Genomic DNA, 17382 nt, shown 5'->3' on the forward strand with positions numbered 1-17382 from the left:
CAGGCGCGGCCGCGTCTTCCATTTCCGGTTATGTCGGGAAACCGCGGGCGCGGGCGTCCTAGCCCTGCCGCGGCGAGAAGACGCCTAGGCGAAGGGCTGGAACGCGGCGGGCACGGCGCCCGGCAGATAGCGTAGTTCCAGCAATGCTTTTCTCCTGCGGATGGCGGTATTGCCGTCCGAGCCGCCGCCGTTAGCCGAAAACGGCCTGATTGGCAACGCGTGTCCGGCTAGCCCACCGTTAACAGGTGTTCACCGGCAGGCTGGCGAGCCAACGTGATCCTGCGCCCGGTAAAGCGCTGGGCGATATCGATCGCGGTCAGCGTATGCTGACTGGGTTTCACGGTCGTGAAGGCTCCACCGCCCGCCAGAACGAACGGCAGGATCAGTTGATCCGCAAGATAGGGGCCCGCGAAGGCTTGGGCTTCGGCATACCCTTTCATCCGCGCAGCCGAGGTCTTGGCCAGCCGTTCGGCGGGCACGCTAAGCTGGCCGAAACCGCTGACAACTTCAGTGACATGGGCATAGCGCGCCTCCAACATCAAGATCACACCGGGCCCCTGTTCGGCCGGCAGTTCTCGGATACAAAGGGCATTCTCCGGCCAGTCCGGCAAGTCCTTTGCGGCACGCTTCACCATGCGATCGGCAATGTCGAACGGCACGCCCGCGAACATGGCCTGTCCGGCCACGCCTTGCGCCACACCGCGCTCGATGCACTCGATGGCGGCAAGGGGGGCCGGTTCGATATCGATCTCGATCCGCCCGCCGCCGCGCGGGTAGAAACCGTGGCGCACGATCCGCGCGCGGACTTTCGGCCCCATCCGTTCGATCACGGGCAGGAAGCTCTTCTCGATGAAGTCAAACGGCGGCGCGAGCATGTTGTGCGTACCGCCCTCCAGCACCAGCCGCGAAGGGCCGCCCGCGAGGATCAACGGCATCAGCACCGTCTGGAGCACAAGGCCCGTGCTGCCCGCCGTGCCGACCGCGAAGTGGTATTCACCGGGCTCCGCCTTGCCCGGCCGGAATTCCAGCTCGGACGAGCCAACCGCCAGCCCGCGCACTTCCGCACCGGAAATGACGCAAGCCGCTTCTACAGCCGTCACATGCTGGCGCATAAGGCCGGGTTTGGAGCGCTTGCCCCGGACATGGGTAATACGGAACGGCTCACCGGTAACGAGCGAGAGCGCGCACGAATTGCGCACGATCTGGCCGCCGCCTTCGCCTTCCGATCCGTCGATGATAATCATGGTACTTTCATTCGATAGGCCATGCAGCCCGCGCAAAGGGGATCACCCCTTCACGCAGACCACCTGCTTCAGTGTATGGACAATCTCCACCAGATCGGCCTGGGCGGCCATCACGGCTTCGATCGGTTTGTAGGCCCTGGGCGTCTCGTCGATGACGCCCGCGTCCTTGCGGCATTCGACGCCTGCGGTATCGCGGACATGCTCATCGAGCGTGACCAGCTTCTTCGCCTCGGTGCGCGACATCACACGCCCCGCACCGTGCGAGCAGGAATCGAAGCTCTCCGGGTTGCCCAGCCCGCGCACGATGAACGACTTGGCGCCCATCGAGCCCGGAATAATCCCCAGCGTACCCTTCGCCGCGCGCACCGCCCCCTTGCGGGTGACGAGCACGTTTTCGCCGAAATGGTTTTCGCGCGTCACATAGTTGTGATGGCAGTTCACCGCTTCCAGCTCGGCCTCAAAGGGCTTGGCAATCACCCTGCGCAGCGCGGCGATGACGTTGGTCATCATCATGCGCCGGTTAAGCGCTGCGAAGTCCTGCGCCCAGCCCACCGCCTCGACATAGTCGTCGAAATGGTCGGTCCCTTCCGGGAAGTAGGCGAGGTCCTGATCGGGCAGGTTGATGTGCCACTTGCGCATGTCCTGCTTGGCCAGTTCGATGAAGAACGAGCCGATCGCATTGCCCACGCCGCGCGATCCCGAATGCAGCATCACCCACACGCGCGCCTCCTGATCAAGACACAGCTCGATAAAGTGGTTGCCCGTGCCGAGCGTGCCGAGGTGCACCATGTTGTTGGTGTTCTTCAGCTTGGGATATTTCTCGCAAATCCGCTCGAACCGGGCGACGAGCGTGGCCCAGGCCTCGACAATCGCCGGGGGCGGCGAACCCCACGAGCCGTTGTCGCGCTTTCCGCGCCCGACGGAGCGCCCATGCGGCACCGCCTGCTCGATGGCAGAGCGCACGCCTTCAAGGCTGTCCGGCAGGTCATGCGCCATCAGCGCGGTGCGCGCGGCCATCATGCCGCAGCCGATGTCCACGCCCACGGCCGCCGGGATCACCGCGCCCTTGGTCGGGATCACCGATCCCACAGTCGCACCGATCCCCACATGCACGTCGGGCATGGCCGCAACATGCTTGAAGATGAACGGCATCTGCGCCGCGCGCGAAAGCTGATCGTGCGCCTTGTCGTCCACGGGTACACCACGGGTCCACATCTTGATCGGCACGCCGCCGTCGACATGCCGGTATTCGTAACTGGTCTCGGTCATGGCCGATCTCCTTGAAAACACGTCATAGGTGCTGGCGACGAGGTTTGGCGAGACTTCCTGAATTGCTTCAGGCGCGGAATTGAACCGCTCGGCCCGTAGGCCTTACCCGTGTAGTCCCACCGGCATTCGCCAGCGTTGAAATAGCGTGCACGGCGACGAGGTTTGAACAGACATCCCGCTCTATCCGTTTGAGCTACGGGTCCGCAGATGGTGGACCCGGCGGGATTCGAACCCGCAACCTGGCGATTAACAGTCGATGTAGTCCGTTCGGCATTCGCCGTGCTGAATGGGTAGCCGTGGCGACGAGGTGTGGTGAGACGCGGCCCTTAAGCTACACTCCAATGGCGGGATTCGAACCCGCATCTCCCCTTGACCGTCGCTGGCTTCGGGGCGCTTTAACTCGTCGGACCTTCTGCTTGGTGGAGGATGTAGTCCCACCGGCATTCGCCACGGCAATTCCTGAATTTCGTTAAAGGGTCACGGCGACGAGGATTGGAAAGACATCCTGATGCTCTACCGCTGAGCTACTGCCCCTGAGGACAGGCGGGATTCGAACCCGCGCCAGTCAGATCCTGATGTAGTCCTTCCGGCATTCGCCGTGACCCTTTGCGTTCAAACCTCCGTTTCGTTCACCAACTCGACCCAATCGCGCGTCTGCCCTGAGGCAAAGCGCGCCATCGCGTCGAACACGGCGTCGGTGAAGCCACCGACATTCATGATATCCGCCCGGCTCTTCGCCTGCGTGGTGCCGTAAGGCGCGATGTCGATGCAGATCAGCTTCGCGCCCGGGTTGCGGGCCTTCAGCTTGTTCCACTCGTCCATCGTTGCCGTGGCGCCGCGGCGGGAGGGATCGATCCAGGACTCATTGTCCGAGACGATCACCACGGTATCGACCGTGGCCCGCTCGCGGTTGAGCAAGGCAAGCGGGGCCGACACATTAGTCCCGCCACCACCGACCGAAGCGAGCTTCGCGGCATTGACCGCCACGCGCGCCTTCGGATCAAGCTTCAGCTTCACCACATCGCATTCGAACGGTAGCACCCGGGCGCTGCGATTGGTGCGCAGTACTGCCGCCGCAACCAGCGCCGCGACATCGATGCACCGCACCTTCGAGCTTGCGCCCTTACGGTAGCCGGTGACAGGCGAACCCATCGAGCCAGACACGTCCGGGCAGACGACCACATGGCCTTCGAGCACCGGAACCCTCGCAAGTGAAGCCTCCAGCGCATCTTCCAGCGCGGCCTGCACCTTGAGCGGCACACCGTCCCCCACCTGTCCCATGGCAACCATGAGCTGATAGGGCATGACGCGCGCCCGGGCCAAAGCCTCGCCATCGGCCAGCCGGGCTGTCACCGCCTCAGTGACCCCCGCGACGTCGAACGCGCCTTGGCGCGCCAGCGTGTTGAGGTTCATCCGCAGCGCCTGCCAACCCATCCGGGTCAGGGCAATCTCACCCCACTGCTCTGCCGAGAGCGGGAACGCGGTCAACCATTCGAACGGCACCGGCGGCAAGGGCAGCGCGGTGTCGCGCTTCCACGCCTCGAACGCAGCGATTTCCGCCGGCAGCGCTGCAACGTCATAGGGCTTGCCGATCAGCCAGCCATAGAACGAGCGTCGCTCATCCGACGCAGGCGTCGGGTGAACCATCCTGACGACATCCGCCAGGCTCGGATCGTTGCCGGTCGCGGCTTGCATCAGACGCGTCATGGAGGCCTGCTCCAGCCACTCCTTCACCAACCGCTTCGGCCGCGAGCCGAGCGAAGCCCGCCCGGTCTGGCCCGAACGCATGATCTGCACGAACGAGCGCAGCATGCGGCCGTTATCGATGACGCGCTTGAACACGCGCACCGACAAGTCGGGATCCGACATCGTCAGCACCGCCGTCAACAGCGCAGGCATATCCTTCATCGCGCCCGACTGGCGGGCATAGACCGCCGCCTTGGCGACAAATTCGGCATCGACCGCCCAGGCAGTCTCCAGCACGTCGGCCAGCTGCGTTTCGGCATTCGCATAGAAGCCGTCACCCAGCGCGCCGGTTGCAGCCAGCTGAGCCAGCTTCGCTTCGGGGCCGTAGGCATAGGCCACACCGCCCGCTTCGTTCACGGCATCGGCGCGCGGCAGAAACCGCGATGCGGTGCCGGCAAAAAGGCGCTTCAAAGCCATGGCATAAAATCCTTCGTCTCGGGGCTGGAGGCGGCCAGCCCATTCCGGCCGCCCCGCTTTCCCGTTTCCTCGCACCGGGCTGTTCGACCGGCCCGGCACGAAGGATATTGCAGAAGGCGTGCCAAATGGGCGGAACCGTCAGAAAATTCTGCAAAACCGGCGTATTTCCGCGAAATTCCGGCAGGCAGATCAAGATGGATCGCTCAATGCCATCGCAGGATTCTTATCTGACTTTATCCAAAAATATAAATATGTATAAGATCATCGCATGAAGCCCACCACCGTCATAGGCTTTCTCGGCTCCACGCTGGACGCATCGAAGTTCGGCCCTTCGCGCTGGATGAAATGGCGGCCCTCGGTCGCGCTCGCCATGCACGAGGACTTGCGCGTCGACCGCTTCGTGATGATCCATGGTAATGCGCACCGGCGTCTGGCCGAATATGTGTGCGAGGATATCGCCTCGGTTTCGCCCGAAACGCATGTCGAGCGCCACGTGATCGACTTCGACGATGCCTGGGACTTCGAAGAAGTCTACGGCAAGCTACTGGATTTCGCGCGCACGCTCGATCTCGATCCCGAAACCGAGGACCTGCTGGTCCACATCACCACCGGCACCCACGTCGCGCAGATCTGTCTGTTCCTCCTGACAGAGGCGAACTATCTGCCGGGCCGCCTGCTCCAGACCCAGCCCGGCAAGCGCGCAGACGGAACCGCGCCGGGCACATGGAGCGTGATCGACCTCGATCTCTCGCGCTACGATTCCATCGCCACGCGCTTCGCCGTGGCGAGCGCCGAGAGCACCTCGTTTCTCAAGTCCGGCATCGACACCCGCAACGCCGCGTTCAACGCGATGATCGAGGAGATCGAACAAGTCGCCAGCCGCACCCGCGCGCCTATCCTGCTGATGGGGCCGACCGGGGCAGGCAAAAGCCAGCTCGCCCGCCGCATTTTCGAGCTGAAGAAGTTGAAGCGGCAAGTCTCCGGCCAGTTCGTCGAAGTCAACTGCGCAACCTTGCGCGGAGACAGCGCCATGTCTGCCTTGTTCGGCCACAGGAAAGGCGCTTTCACCGGCGCAGCAGCAGACCGGCCCGGCCTGCTCCGCACCGCTGACGGAGGTATGCTGTTTCTCGACGAGATCGGCGAACTCAGCCTCGACGAACAGGCCATGATCCTGCGCGCCATCGAGGACAAGCGTTTCTTGCCGGTCGGCGCAGATCGCGAAACCGAAAGCGATTTTCAGCTGATTGCCGGCACCAACCGCGATCTCGGCGCCTGCGTGGCGCAAGGCACCTTCCGCGAAGACCTTTACGCCCGCTTGAACTTATGGACCTTTTCGCTGCCCAGCCTCGCCGAGCGCCGCGAGGACATCGCCCCCAATCTCGACTACGAGCTGGACCGCCACGCTGAACGCGAGGGCGAGCGGGTGACGTTCAATAAGGAAGCCCGCGAACGCTACCTGGCCTACGCCGTCTCTCCCGAAGCCCGTTGGCCCGGCAACTTCCGCGACCTTGCCGCCAGCATCACCCGCATGGCGACATTTTCACCAAAGGGGCGGATCGATGTCGATGTCGTGTCCACGGAGATTACGCGTTTGAAGCGGCCTTCGGCAGTCGCTGAGCCGAACGGCGACGGACTGGAATTTCTTCTGGGCGCCAATACCTTGTCGCAGGTCGATCCGTTCGACCGCGTTCAATTGGGTTTTGTCGTCGAAACGTGCCGAAACAGCTACTCGCTGTCCGATGCGGGCCGAAAGCTGTTTTCCGCGTCACGAGAAAGGCGCGCAAGCACCAATGACGCCGACAGATTACGGAAATACCTCGCTCGGTTTGACCTGACCTGGGATGTAATTGTGCAACGGGATAACTGAAGCGTCAGGTTGGGTTCCAATCTCAGCAACAAGGCCCTTGCTCATCCGCAACGTATCGGCATCATTGCGCAGAAAGTCCGGCAGGTCGGCGCTTCAAAGCTCTCTTTCGATTTGAGGAGAGGAACTACAGCTTTGCCGAACAAACGCCGACCTAGCCGCTTTTGGTCTTTGAAAAAAATCAGCGGATATCGCCTCTTACGCACGACAGCAGGATGATTTGGCCGATCTTTTGGCCGATCCTGCCGCCATTTCCCGGTCGGCCCGCTAAACCATTGCATCAGGATACAGCTTCGGAAACAGCGCCTCCAAGGTATCACTGGGAAAGCGCAACGAGACAGGCCCTTTCTCGGTCGAAGATGCGAGCAGGCCCGCTTGGGTCAGGTCCTTGAGCACTCTGCGCGCACTTCGCTCCGGCATACCAGTAAGACGCGCCGCTTCGCCACGCTCGAACTCACCGCGCCGAAGTGCTTCAAGGAGTAGGTGAACGGCCTCTGGAGCGAACTTTTCGTGCCGGGCAACCAAGCGCTCGATACGCTTGGCGAGCGTTTCAAGATCGAACAGCTGCGTCATGAATTCGAGTTGGTCGAGGGCAACCTTGAGGAACCATGTTGCGAATACGCTGAGTCCCTTGAGCGACAGGTTGCCCCTTCCGTCACGGTCACGCTGTCGCTGCTCATCGGCCCACGCCATGTGCTGCCTGTATTCCAACCGGCCCTCGGGACCGTCCGATAACCCACGCGCAAGCCCGCGCGATATCGACCAGAGCCCATGCGCTCCGATCCCGGCTTTGTGCGCCATTGCATGGCTCATCAAACGACTGACCCGCCCGTTGCCATCCGGAAACGGGTGAATGTAGTTGAAGCGATGATGCGCCGTCGCCATGGCGAGAATGCGCTTACCCTTCCCGGGGCCGACAGCCAACAACAGGTTGTCCGTGGGTTCAAAGGCAAATCGCCGGTAGAAATAGTTCATGAAATCGGGAACGCGGTCACTCGGCGGCGGAAGATGGCGGCCTATCTCGACGTCCTGTTCTTCGCCCTTGCGCCATTCGCCGGGGACCATTTCAAAGGATCGGCCCCGGCCCGTGATAGCCAACATCTCCTTCGTCGCCCCCTCGTAGAAATCATGGTGGAGTTGCCGTAGGAAATCGGGAGCCGCCGGGTCGGGCAGGCGCCCTTCGGAAGCCAACGCATCGATCCGCGCCTGAAGGCGAACATGGGCGACCGCCTCGATGAGGAGATCGCGCTTCTCATCTTCCTCATCGATCCGTGCCAGGGCACGTTCGATATCGCGCGGCCGCGTATTGTGGCCCTCGATGAGGTTGCTGTAGTAGGTGTTCATGATGCGTACGAAGCCGGCGAGATTTTCCGCCGTCCGCGGATGCAGCTTTTGCCCCAGCGCCTCACCCTTTGCAGCCACCTCGGCGATAAGGTCGGGAAGGTCGCCGTCGGGTGCGTCTATACGCGCGGGCTCTATCATGTCAGGCGCTTCTGAACTCATGTTTTGGCCGATCATCTGTGATGGAATAATCGTAGAATATCGTATGTTTTTCTCAACATCTAACTAAATTTGGCCGATCCTTTGGCCGATCCTTTGGCCGATCCTTTGGCCGATCCTTGTGGACGGCAGCGATACGACACCCCCTGCCGATGGCAGACAGCGACACGCTTGATGGCGAGATTCTCTGTGCTCCTGCGGAAGACAGACCAATCTTCTCGTTCATGGTGCAGGCTGTATTCACCGCATGCCTTGCGGCAATTGATCCCGCTAATCGCCGCACACCATCACTTCAAGCTGTTGCCAAGGCACCACCACTATAAGTCGAATCACCCGTCGGAAATGCATTTCTGCGGCCTAAAGGGACTCGAACTTGGGCCCAAAAATTTGCCAGGGTATCGGCGTGGGTATCACTCAAGAATCACAAATAATTATATAGCAAATTCAATTCACTAGATGACACTTTCGAGTGTTCTTCTGACACCATTCCCCACGATCACAGTCGCGCAAGTGAGGCAAAAACTGCCTCCGGCGCGTCTTCATGCGTTCCTTCGCAGGAACATTTGACGCGACTCGTACACGTGAGCTGTCACAAACGGAGCCGGCGTCATTTTTTCGCGCCGAGCGTGCCGATTTGATTCAGAACAAAGACAGATAGCCAGAGTTATTGCGAACCAGTTGCAATTGACGACGTAATCTGGCAGCGCAGCCTTCATGACTCTTGACTCGCTTCCCATCGGCCGGACCGCGCGCATCGTCGCGGTCGAATGGTCGGCACTGGTCCAGGAAGAAGCCCGCCGTTTGCGCGCGCTGGGGCTGGAGGAAGGCGCGCGCGTTGCGGTTGCCCATCGCGGGATACTGGGCGGTGCAGACCCTATCGCGATCACCGTTGGCCGCATGACTGTCGCGGTACGCCGGGCTCATGCAGCGGCGATGCAGGTCGAAATACTGGAAGAGGTGAACGCGTGAGCCGTCCGCGCAAGGTCGCTCTCGTCGGCAATCCCAATGCGGGCAAGAGCGCGCTGTTCAACGCGCTGACCGGCGCACGCCAGAAGATCGCGAACTATCCGGGAGTCACGGTCGAGCGCAAGTCGGGCCGGGTCGTGCTCCCTACCGGCGAGCCCGTCGAGATGACCGACCTGCCCGGCGCCTACGGCCTCGATCCGACCAGTCCCGACGAGGAAGTGACGTCCAAGGTCATCCAAGGTGCCTTTCCCGGCGAGGCCGCACCCGACGTGCTCGTGGTGGTACTCGACGCCTCGAACCTCGAGCAGCACCTCGTCTTCGCTCAGGAGATCCTGGCGCTGGGCAAGCCCACCGTCGTGGCGCTCAACATGGTCGACCTTGCCGAACGCGACGGGCTGGTGCTCGATCCGGCCGTGCTGGAGGAAGAACTGGGCGTGCGCGTCATTCCCACCGTCGCGGTGCGCCGACGCGGCCTTGCCGAACTGGGCGAGGCGATCGCGTCGGCCGAAATGCGCCACCCCGGCCCCGGCATTACCGCGCTGTCGCAGACCGAACGCCGGGTTGCCGCCCATGCCATGGCCGACGCGACGATCCTCTCCGAATCGAAGCGTCACCGCCTGCACGCACGGCTCGACCGCGTGCTGCTCAACCCCTGGGCCGGGCCGGTCATTCTGCTGGCGCTGCTGTTCGTGGTGTTCCAGGCCGTTTTCGCCTGGGCCACTCCCTTTGCCGACGCGCTCGATGCAGCGGTTGGCTGGCTTCACGACGTCGTGAAGGCCGTCTTGCCGGCCGGATTGCTGCGCGATCTCATCACCGATGGCGTGATCTCGGGCGTCGGTTCGGTTGTGGTGTTCCTGCCGCAGATCGTCATCCTCTTCGCGTTCATCCTCGCTATGGAGGCATCGGGCTACATGGCGCGCGCCGCCTTCCTGATGGACCGGCTGATGGCGCGTGTCGGCCTGTCGGGGCGCAGCTTCATTCCGCTGCTCTCCAGCTTTGCCTGCGCGATTCCGGGCATCATGGCGACGCGCTCGATCACCGACCCCAAGGACCGGCTGACGACGATCCTGATCGCGCCGATGATGACCTGTTCGGCGCGCCTTCCCGTCTACGCCGTGATCATCGCCGCCTTCATCCCGAACCGCAATGTGGGCGGCGGCGTGGGGCTGCAGGGCCTGGTCCTTTTCGCGCTCTACGTGGCCGGCGTCATGGGGGCGATGCTCGTCGCGCTGGTGCTGCGCCGGTCGGTCACCAAGGGCGCGGCATCCGGCTTCATCATGGAGCTTCCCAAGTACCAGCTGCCGCGCATCGGCGACCTGCTGCTGGGCCTGTGGCAGCGCGCCTGGATCTTCCTGCGGCGCGCGGGCACGATCATCTTCACGGTGACCGTGGTGCTCTGGCTCCTGCTCAACTTCCCGCAGGCCCGCCCCGGCGAGAGTCAGGTCGATGCCTCGATCGCGGGCAAGGTCGCCAATGGCCTTGCCGTCGTCGTCGAGCCGATCGGTTTCAACCGCGACATGGCGCTCGCGCTGATCCCGGCCATGGCCGCGCGCGAGGTTGCCGTCAGCTCGCTCGCAACGACCTACGCGGTCGATGCGGGAGACGACGAGGACCAGCAGGCTGCGCAGCTCGGCGACCAGCTCAAGAGCCGCTGGACCCTGCCGATGGCACTGGCCTTCCTTGCGTGGTTCGTCTTCGCGCCGCAGTGCATGTCGACCATCGCCGTGACCCGGCGCGAGACCAATGGCTGGAAATGGCCAGCCTTCATGCTCGCCTACCTGTTCGGGCTGGCGTATCTGGCGGCGGGCCTGACGTACTGGATCGCGGTGGCGGCGGGGCTTTAGAGGCGTTCGCACGGCAGGTTGCGGCGTCAGCTGTTCCTGATTCTCGCTTCAAAAGCCGCTGTTCCGGACACGCCGACATTGCAGAAATTGGGCAGCATGGTCATGATGCTTCCATGAAGTTTGCTGAACGTATCCTCTATGCCTCCACTGGTGCGCACTTCGCCGCAGCTTTCGTCGGATTGGGCGTTGAATGGAGAGCCTTTTATTATGGCTCGTTCACTGCTGGTGCTCTCGCCGGAATTTGGCTGGCGGTGTCGTGGTTCTCGAGGCGTCGGTCGATGTCGAAGGGCAACTGACCCCGACTTTTCCGCCATCCAGCACACTACAATGTCTTCCTGAACACCGTCGCCCGCCAAGATCAGCTTTTGCACGGTACATTCCTGCCAAACGGGGAAAACAGCCCCATCAACGGTTGGCAGGAAGCCTCCTCGTTCGCTACCCCATCCGCCGAAGTTCAAAGGAAAGCGATTCCATCATGGCAGGCAGCGTCAACAAGGTCATTCTCGTCGGCAACCTCGGGGCCGATCCCGAGGTCAAGTCGTTCCAGAACGGCGGGCGCATTGCCAACTTGCGCATTGCCACGTCGGAAAGCTGGAAGGACCGCCAGACCGGCGAGCGCAAGGAGCGCACCGAGTGGCACAGCGTGGTGCTCCAGTCCGACGGGCTCGTCGGCGTTGCCGAACGTTTCCTGCGCAAGGGCTCGAAGGTCTACATCGAAGGCCAGCTGCGCACCCGCAAATGGCAGGACCAGAACGGCAACGACCGCTACACCACCGAAATTTCTGTCGGCGGTATGGGCGGCGTGCTCACCATGCTCGATAGCGCACCGGGCGGCGGCGGTTCGCGCGGCGGCGGCGGTGGCAGTGGCGGCTGGAACGAAGGCGGTCGCTCGGGTGGCGGCGACAACAACTGGGGCCGCTCGGGCGGTTCCTCGAGCGGCGATGACTGGGGCCGGACCAGCAGCAGCGGCGGTTCCTCCGGCAGCTCGATGGGCGGCGGCTTCGGCGACGATCTGGACGACGATATTCCGTTCTGATCGCGCCCACGCGCACATCAAAAAAAGGGGGGATGCCCTCCCCCCCTTGATCTTTACCGTGCCGGGTAACGGAGCCTGCCCAGCAGGCGGGTTACGCTGAAATGCTCATCCGGCGCACGCAGCATTTGAGTCTTGGCCTTTTCGAAGCGGATGATGCCCTCGATCCGGCGGTTGAGGAAAGCACGCGTCTCGGCCTTCCCCTCGCTCTTGTCGCGGGCGAAGACATGCAGCGTCGCCGCATAGATGCCCGCCAGAATCGTCCGCTTGGTGTAGTGGTTGTAGTCGGTCGCGGTATCCCCGGCGAGCCGCCACATGGCATCGGCACTGCGCCAGCCCAGCCGCGTGGAAGCGGCAAGGTTGCGCGGCAGAGCCATGATCGAAAGCGCGCGCGTCAGAGCCTCCTCGCGCCCGGCGACGGCATCGAGCCGCGCCATGACCAGCCGGCGGATGCGTTCCCGGACCGACAGGCCCGAAAGCGACTCGGCCGGCACCGCGCTCGCCATCTGCGCATCAACATGGCCGATCCAGGCCGCGATCATTGCCATCGGCCCGTCCCGAAAGGCGAAGGCCGCCAGATCGCCGTCGACGCCCGCCGCAGCTGCGGCATGGGCAACGGCTTCCCTGCTCCAGCCGTCGAAGGCTGCGGCATCGGCAATGGCGGGCGCAAGCTGCACGCGCAGGGCGTCGAGGGTAGCGGGATCTTCCATCGTCTGCACTCTCAAGGCACCGGACCGTAAACCGGCATGGACGACTTGGAGGCATCCTTGCGTGCGTAGGTCTCGATAGTCGTAAGCAGGTTGCTGTCTTCGCCTTCGAGCTTGGCATAGTCGCGTGCGCTGCGGCCCGAATTGTCGGCACGGTCCGGATCGGCACCGGCCTCCAGCAGGGTCTTCATCAGACGCAGGTCATGCCGGTGTACGGCGAAAATCAGCGGCGTCTCGCCCGCGTCGTTCGAATCGTCCGTCCGCGCGTGGTGTTCGACCAGGAATTCGGCGCCCTCGCGCCAGCCGAGGTTGACCGCCAGTTGCAGGGGTGTGCGCCCACGGTCGTCCGCCTGGTTCACATTGGCCCCATGCGAGACGAGATAGTTGAGCCAGGTCAGGTCGCGCCGCTTGGTAACGATGTGCAATGCCGTCTCGCCCGACGAGATGTCGCGTGCATTGACGATGCTCGCGGAATCCATGATGGCCTGCTCGACCTTCTCGCCCTCTTTCTTCTTGACCGCTTCGAGGAACTTGTAGCCATCGGAGAAATCCGCATGGGCGGGGCTCGAAAGCAGCAGGCCCGCCGCAAGCACGGGAGCGGCCACCTTGAGGATCGTACGCGAGATGGCGTTCCCGCTTGCGATCCGCTTCATACCGGCAGTCATCTTGGACACCTTGAAATTCCTCCGAACTCTTCTCAATTCCGGGGCGACCCCGCCAGCTCCGCCTTGCACGGGAGCGTTTAGCAGAGCATGAACCGCCACGCCATGACCTACCTAGACAATCGGCTCGCCCCCCTCGCCAGGGGCCTTGCCCGCCTGACGCTGCCCCTCGCGCTCGGACTGGGGCTCGGCATGTCTCTTGCCGCCTGCCAGCAGCAGGGCCAGCAGGCCGAACGGCCGCCACTCGAAGGCGCCTCGATCGGCGGACCTTTCACGCTGGAGGACAAGAACGGCAAGACGGTGACCTGGGACCAGTTCAAGGGCAAATGGCGAATCGTCTACTTCGGCTACACCTTCTGCCCCGATGCCTGTCCGCTCGATGTCCAGGCAATGATGCGCGGCTTCAACCAGTTCGCCGGGGAACGCCCGGATCTGGCGGCAAAAGTGCAGCCCATCTTCATTTCCATCGATCCCGAGCGCGATACGCCCAAGGTCGTCGGCGAATGGACGGCCGCCTTCGGTCCGCGCCTGCTGGGCCTGACCGGAACGCCCGAACAGGTAAAGCAGGCAGCCGATGCCTTCGCTGCCTACTACAAGCGCGGCGACGACACGCCCGGTGGCTACCTGATGGACCACAGCCGCGTCGCCTATCTCATGGACCCGGACGGCAAGCCCATCGCCATGCTGCTGCCGGTGGACCATGGCCCGCCGGCACCGGCCGTGGCAGCGGAACTGGCGAAATGGGTGAAATGAGACCTTTCTGGGAGCGCCCGCTCGATTCGCTGAGCCGCGAGGAGTGGGAGGCGCTGTGCGACGGCTGCGGCCAGTGCTGCCTGCACAAGGTGGAAGATGCCGACACCGGCGAGATCTATCACACCAACGTCGCCTGCAAGCTGCTCGACCTCAAGACCGCGCGCTGCAGCGACTACGCCAACCGCCGCAGCTTCGTGCCCGATTGCCTGCGGCTGACCCCGCAGATTGCCGGTTCGCTGTCCTGGCTCCCGCCGAGTTGCGCCTATCGCCTGCGGGCCGAGGGCGATCCGCTGCCGGAATGGCACTACCTCGTGTGCGGAGACCGCAATGCGGTTCACGAGGCGGGCATGTCGGTGGCGGGCAAGGTGATCAGCGAGACCATTGCCGGCCCGCTCGAACAGCACATCGTCTGGCCCTATGGCGATGACGAGGAGGATGAGCTGGAGGACGACGGCACCAACCCCTGGGACGTAAGCTGACCGCCATGCTCGACTGGCTGCGCCGCGATCCCCGAGCGGAGCCAACCGTAGAGGTTGCCGGGCGTGCCCTGCCCGTGACGATCCGCCGGCTCGAACGGGCGCGGCGCATGACCATGCGGCTTGCGCCCGACGGCAGCGAAGTGCGCATCTCGATCCCGCGCTGGACGCGCACCGCCGAAGCGCTGGCCTTCGCCGAATCGCGTCGCGACTGGCTGGCGCGCCAGATCGAGGCCCTGCCTGCCGCAGTGCCGCTCGCCCACGGTTCAACGCTGCACTTTCGCGGCGAGGCGCTGACGCTGGCGCACGATCCCAAGGCCCCGCGCCGCCCGGCAAAGGTCGAAAGCGCCCTTCACGTCGGCGGCCCGGAAAGCTCGCTCGCCTCCCGCCTCCAGCGCTGGCTGCAGGCCGAAGCCCGCGAGGCGCTGGGCGGAGACCTTGCCGAATACTGCACCCGCGCCGCGCAGCCCACGCCCCGGCTCGCACTTACCAGCGCGCGGCGGCGCTGGGGCTCGTGCGCCTCCGACGGAACGGTCCGCATCAACTGGCGGCTGATCATGGCGCCGGACACGGTCCGCCGCTCGGTGGTGGCGCATGAAGTCGCGCACCTTGTCCACTTCGACCATTCGCCCGCGTTCCATCTGTGCCTGAAAGAGCTGTTCGAAGGCTCGGTCCACGATGCCAACCGCTGGCTGAAAGCGCACGGGCGCACGCTCTATCAGCCATTCGGGTAGCCTTCCGGCGGCGAACGGCCTACATAGCGGCCCATGTCCCTGTTCAAGCGCTCCGGATACTGGAAAGACGTCAATCCCACGGGAATGGTCGCGGACTTCATCGAAGTCTGGAAACAGGCCGGGCATAACCGCTGGCGCATCGCCGCCATTTCCGCCGCCTGCACTTTCGGCGTGTTCTACGTGATGTGGAATCAAGAGGCGAAGGGCCCGCACCCGCCGCCCAAGGTCGTCTATATTTCCACGCTGCCCGCGCACCGCACCGACGAGGAAATCATGGCCGAGAACATCGCCAACCAGAAGCGCAAGGAGGTCTGGCTGGCCGAGCAGGCCAAGCGCGACGAGGAAGTGCGCAACATCTACAAGGCCATCGGGCGCGCATCGGGCATGGACGTCGACAAGATCGAGCGCGAGGCCAAGGCCGAGCAGGCCGCCGAGGAAAAGGCCCGCGCCGAACGCTTCCGCCAGCAGCAGAGCCAGCAGCAGCAGTGAGCGACGACGCGCGCTGGCTGGCGGCGGCGGCCGCCCTCGCCGCACGTGCGAGGCCGCTGAGCCGCCCCAATCCCGGTGTCGGCGCGATCCTCGTCAAGGACGGAAAGGTCATCGCGCACGGCTGGACCCACGCTGGCGGCCGTCCCCATGCCGAGGCCGTGGCGCTGGAAATAGCTGGCAAGGCCGCGCACGGCGCCACGCTCTACGTCACGCTCGAACCCTGCGCGCACCAGTCGCGGCGCGGCCCTGCCTGCGCCGATCTGGTGAGCGCGTCGGGTGTCGCCCGCGTCGTCATCGGCTGCATGGACCCGGACCCCCGCACTGCCGGCAGCGGCCTTGCCCGCGTGCGCGAAGCCGGAATCGCAGCCGAGTACCTGCCCTCCCTCGCCTGCGAGGCGAGTCTGTCGGGCTATCTGGCGTCCAAACATCTCGGCCGTCCGGAAGTCACGCTCAAACTGGCGATGTCGCTCGACGGCTGCATTGCCATGGCCAGCGGCGAGAGCCAGTGGATCACCGGACCCGAAGCCCGCGCCCACACCCACGCCATGCGCGCGAAAGCCGATGCCATCCTCGTCGGCGGCGGCACGCTGCGCGCCGACAACCCGCGCCTCGACGTGCGCCTGCCCGGCCTTGCCGAACGCAGCCCCGAGCGCTGGGTACTCACGCGCGGCGAAGCGCCCGAAGGCTGGCGCGCCCTGCCCTCGCCCGATGCCATCGCAACGATGGAGGGCGTGCAGTACCTTTTCGTGGAAGGCGGCGCTAAGGCTGCCACGGCGTTTCTGGCCGCCGGTCTTGTCGACCGCCTGCTGATCTACCGCGCGCCGATCCTCGTCGGCGGCCGCCCCGCGCTGGGCGACTTCGGCCTTGCCGCGCTGTCACAGGCGCACGGAAAATGGCGCATGGGAGAGCGGCGGCAGCTTGGCAGCGACACGCTGGAAGTCTACACGCGGACACCATGTTCACCGGAATAGTCACCGCTATCGGCACCATCCGCGAAACCCGCAAGACCGGGGACCTTCGCGCCGTCATCGCCTGCCCCTTCGATCCCGCAGAGATCGCAATGGGGGCCTCGATCGCCTGCTCGGGCGTATGCCTGACCGTGGTCGACAAGGGCGGCGCGCCCGGCGATGCGTGGTTCGCGGTCGATATCTCGGGCGAATCGGTGGCCCGCACCGTACCCGGACGCTGGGAACAAGGCGGCAAGCTCAACCTCGAACCCGCACTCAAGCTGGGCGATGAACTGGGCGGCCACATCGTCACCGGCCACGTCGACGGCGTCGGCACGGTGGTGAGCGTGACGCCCGAGGGCGATTCGAAGAAGTTCGTGATCGCCGCGCCCAAGGAACTGGCGCCCTATCTGGCCCCCAAGGGCTCGATCACTGTCGACGGCGTCTCGCTGACCGTGAACGAAGTCTCGGACGAGCCGGACGGCACCTGCCACTTCACGCTCAACATCATCCCCCACACCGCCGAGGTCACCACCATCGGCGCGATGCAGGCGGGAGACGGCGTGAACCTGGAGATCGACGTGCTGGCGCGCTACTTGCAGCGGATGCAATCGCTGCGGGGGTGATGCCCAGCGGACCGAGAGCTCTGTGCAAGCGTCCTTCGACAAGCTCAGGACGAACGGGAGGTGGAGCAGATATTGCTTCCGCAATCCGGGGCCCATGCCTTTTCG

The 17382-nt window shown here is 64.2% G+C and carries 17 protein-coding genes; 10 read left to right on the top strand and 7 right to left on the bottom strand.

Translation table 11 applies throughout. The features are described 5' to 3' along the window. Positions 1 to 227: 227 nt before the first annotated feature. From rtcA to NZK81_RS03840, 3 genes are all read right to left on the bottom strand, one after another. Positions 228 to 1244 (bottom strand): RNA 3'-terminal phosphate cyclase, encoded by a 1017-nt coding sequence (rtcA, locus tag NZK81_RS03830; RefSeq protein ID WP_260044063.1) that lies wholly within the window; start codon positions 1242 to 1244, stop codon positions 228 to 230. Positions 1245 to 1286: 42 nt separating this feature from the next. Beyond that, positions 1287 to 2513 carry an RtcB family protein gene (locus tag NZK81_RS03835; RefSeq protein ID WP_260044065.1) on the bottom strand — a complete coding sequence of 409 codons (1227 nt, stop codon included), beginning with the start codon at positions 2511 to 2513 and terminating at the stop codon, positions 1287 to 1289. 612 nt (positions 2514 to 3125) lie between these two features. Then, on the bottom strand, positions 3126 to 4676 hold the full coding sequence (locus tag NZK81_RS03840; RefSeq protein WP_260044067.1) for a vWA domain-containing protein: 1551 nt from the start codon (positions 4674 to 4676) through the stop codon (positions 3126 to 3128). 268 nt (positions 4677 to 4944) lie between these two features. On the opposite strand from NZK81_RS03840, the gene rtcR reads away from it, so the two are divergent. After that, positions 4945 to 6543: an RNA repair transcriptional activator RtcR gene (gene rtcR, locus NZK81_RS03845; RefSeq protein WP_260044069.1), complete on the top strand. Its 1599-nt coding sequence runs from the start codon at positions 4945 to 4947 to the stop codon at positions 6541 to 6543. Between the two features lie 264 nt (positions 6544 to 6807). On the opposite strand, the gene NZK81_RS03850 is transcribed toward rtcR, so the two are convergent. Further along, positions 6808 to 8022 carry a Fic family protein gene (locus NZK81_RS03850; protein WP_260044071.1) on the bottom strand — a complete coding sequence of 405 codons (1215 nt, stop codon included), beginning with the start codon at positions 8020 to 8022 and terminating at the stop codon, positions 6808 to 6810. A 732-nt stretch (positions 8023 to 8754) separates the two neighbouring features. Here NZK81_RS03850 and NZK81_RS03855 point away from each other — a divergent pair. Together NZK81_RS03855 and feoB are read left to right on the top strand one after the other, a co-directional pair. Beyond that, complete coding sequence (locus NZK81_RS03855; RefSeq protein WP_260044073.1) at positions 8755 to 9009, top strand: FeoA family protein; 255 nt, start codon at positions 8755 to 8757, stop codon at positions 9007 to 9009. Further along, positions 9006 to 10850 carry a ferrous iron transporter B gene (feoB, locus tag NZK81_RS03860; protein WP_260044075.1) on the top strand — a complete coding sequence of 615 codons (1845 nt, stop codon included), beginning with the start codon at positions 9006 to 9008 and terminating at the stop codon, positions 10848 to 10850. Before NZK81_RS03855 ends, feoB begins: the two co-directional genes overlap by 4 nt. Positions 10851 to 10876: 26 nt before the next feature. Here feoB and NZK81_RS03865 read toward each other — a convergent pair whose 3' ends face one another. Next, entirely contained in the window at positions 10877 to 11221 is a 345-nt protein-coding gene (locus NZK81_RS03865; RefSeq protein ID WP_260044077.1) for a hypothetical protein, read from the bottom strand. A 104-nt stretch (positions 11222 to 11325) separates the two neighbouring features. Between NZK81_RS03865 and ssb the strand changes: the two genes are divergently transcribed. After that, positions 11326 to 11886, top strand: coding sequence for a single-stranded DNA-binding protein (gene ssb / locus NZK81_RS03870; RefSeq protein WP_311202066.1), 561 nt, complete (start codon positions 11326 to 11328; stop codon positions 11884 to 11886). Between the two features lie 53 nt (positions 11887 to 11939). On the opposite strand, the gene NZK81_RS03875 is transcribed toward ssb, so the two are convergent. Then, positions 11940 to 12593, bottom strand: coding sequence for a COQ9 family protein (locus NZK81_RS03875; RefSeq protein ID WP_260044079.1), 654 nt, complete (start codon positions 12591 to 12593; stop codon positions 11940 to 11942). A gap of 11 nt (positions 12594 to 12604) precedes the next feature. After that, on the bottom strand, positions 12605 to 13255 hold the full coding sequence (locus NZK81_RS03880) for an ankyrin repeat domain-containing protein (RefSeq protein ID WP_419181653.1): 651 nt from the start codon (positions 13253 to 13255) through the stop codon (positions 12605 to 12607). Between the two features lie 87 nt (positions 13256 to 13342). Here NZK81_RS03880 and NZK81_RS03885 point away from each other — a divergent pair, with 87 nt between their 5' ends. Genes NZK81_RS03885 through NZK81_RS03910 form a run of 6 tightly spaced genes read left to right on the top strand, consistent with a single transcriptional unit; the run spans position 13343 to position 17277 of the window. Beyond that, positions 13343 to 14005 (top strand): SCO family protein, encoded by a 663-nt coding sequence (locus NZK81_RS03885; RefSeq protein WP_260044081.1) that lies wholly within the window; start codon positions 13343 to 13345, stop codon positions 14003 to 14005. Then, entirely contained in the window at positions 13993 to 14484 is a 492-nt protein-coding gene (locus NZK81_RS03890) for a YcgN family cysteine cluster protein (protein ID WP_260044083.1), read from the top strand. The genes NZK81_RS03885 and NZK81_RS03890 overlap by 13 nt, the downstream gene beginning before the upstream one ends. A gap of 5 nt (positions 14485 to 14489) precedes the next feature. Further along, on the top strand, positions 14490 to 15215 hold the full coding sequence (locus tag NZK81_RS03895) for a M48 family metallopeptidase (RefSeq protein ID WP_260044085.1): 726 nt from the start codon (positions 14490 to 14492) through the stop codon (positions 15213 to 15215). Between the two features lie 33 nt (positions 15216 to 15248). Then, positions 15249 to 15704 (top strand): hypothetical protein, encoded by a 456-nt coding sequence (locus NZK81_RS03900; protein ID WP_260044087.1) that lies wholly within the window; start codon positions 15249 to 15251, stop codon positions 15702 to 15704. Then, entirely contained in the window at positions 15701 to 16675 is a 975-nt protein-coding gene (ribD, locus tag NZK81_RS03905; RefSeq protein ID WP_260044088.1) for a bifunctional diaminohydroxyphosphoribosylaminopyrimidine deaminase/5-amino-6-(5-phosphoribosylamino)uracil reductase RibD, read from the top strand. The genes NZK81_RS03900 and ribD overlap by 4 nt, the downstream gene beginning before the upstream one ends. Beyond that, positions 16660 to 17277, top strand: coding sequence for a riboflavin synthase (locus NZK81_RS03910; protein WP_260044090.1), 618 nt, complete (start codon positions 16660 to 16662; stop codon positions 17275 to 17277). Before ribD ends, NZK81_RS03910 begins: the two co-directional genes overlap by 16 nt. The last annotated feature ends 105 nt before the right edge of the window (positions 17278 to 17382 follow it).

The sequence above is a fragment of the Novosphingobium mangrovisedimenti genome (assembly GCF_025153475.1).
Taxonomy (GTDB): Bacteria; Pseudomonadota; Alphaproteobacteria; order Sphingomonadales; family Sphingomonadaceae; genus Novosphingobium; species Novosphingobium mangrovi_A.

Excerpts from the sequence above, each read along its gene's own strand:
- NZK81_RS03880 (WP_419181653.1), bottom strand. The coding sequence starts at position 13,255 with ATGACTGCCGGTATGAAGCGGATCGCAAGCGGGAACGCCATCTCGCGT.
- NZK81_RS03885 (WP_260044081.1), top strand. The coding sequence starts at position 13,343 with ATGAACCGCCACGCCATGACCTACCTAGACAATCGGCTCGCCCCCCTC.
- NZK81_RS03900 (WP_260044087.1), top strand. The coding sequence starts at position 15,249 with ATGTCCCTGTTCAAGCGCTCCGGATACTGGAAAGACGTCAATCCCACG.
- rtcR (WP_260044069.1), top strand. The coding sequence starts at position 4,945 with ATGAAGCCCACCACCGTCATAGGCTTTCTCGGCTCCACGCTGGACGCA.
- ssb (WP_311202066.1), top strand. The coding sequence starts at position 11,326 with ATGGCAGGCAGCGTCAACAAGGTCATTCTCGTCGGCAACCTCGGGGCC.
- NZK81_RS03835 (WP_260044065.1), bottom strand. The coding sequence starts at position 2,513 with ATGACCGAGACCAGTTACGAATACCGGCATGTCGACGGCGGCGTGCCG.
- NZK81_RS03890 (WP_260044083.1), top strand. The coding sequence starts at position 13,993 with ATGGGTGAAATGAGACCTTTCTGGGAGCGCCCGCTCGATTCGCTGAGC.
- NZK81_RS03895 (WP_260044085.1), top strand. The coding sequence starts at position 14,490 with ATGCTCGACTGGCTGCGCCGCGATCCCCGAGCGGAGCCAACCGTAGAG.
- NZK81_RS03840 (WP_260044067.1), bottom strand. The coding sequence starts at position 4,676 with ATGGCTTTGAAGCGCCTTTTTGCCGGCACCGCATCGCGGTTTCTGCCG.
- rtcA (WP_260044063.1), bottom strand. The coding sequence starts at position 1,244 with ATGATTATCATCGACGGATCGGAAGGCGAAGGCGGCGGCCAGATCGTG.
- NZK81_RS03875 (WP_260044079.1), bottom strand. The coding sequence starts at position 12,593 with ATGGAAGATCCCGCTACCCTCGACGCCCTGCGCGTGCAGCTTGCGCCC.
- NZK81_RS03910 (WP_260044090.1), top strand. The coding sequence starts at position 16,660 with ATGTTCACCGGAATAGTCACCGCTATCGGCACCATCCGCGAAACCCGC.
- NZK81_RS03855 (WP_260044073.1), top strand. The coding sequence starts at position 8,755 with ATGACTCTTGACTCGCTTCCCATCGGCCGGACCGCGCGCATCGTCGCG.
- NZK81_RS03850 (WP_260044071.1), bottom strand. The coding sequence starts at position 8,022 with ATGATAGAGCCCGCGCGTATAGACGCACCCGACGGCGACCTTCCCGAC.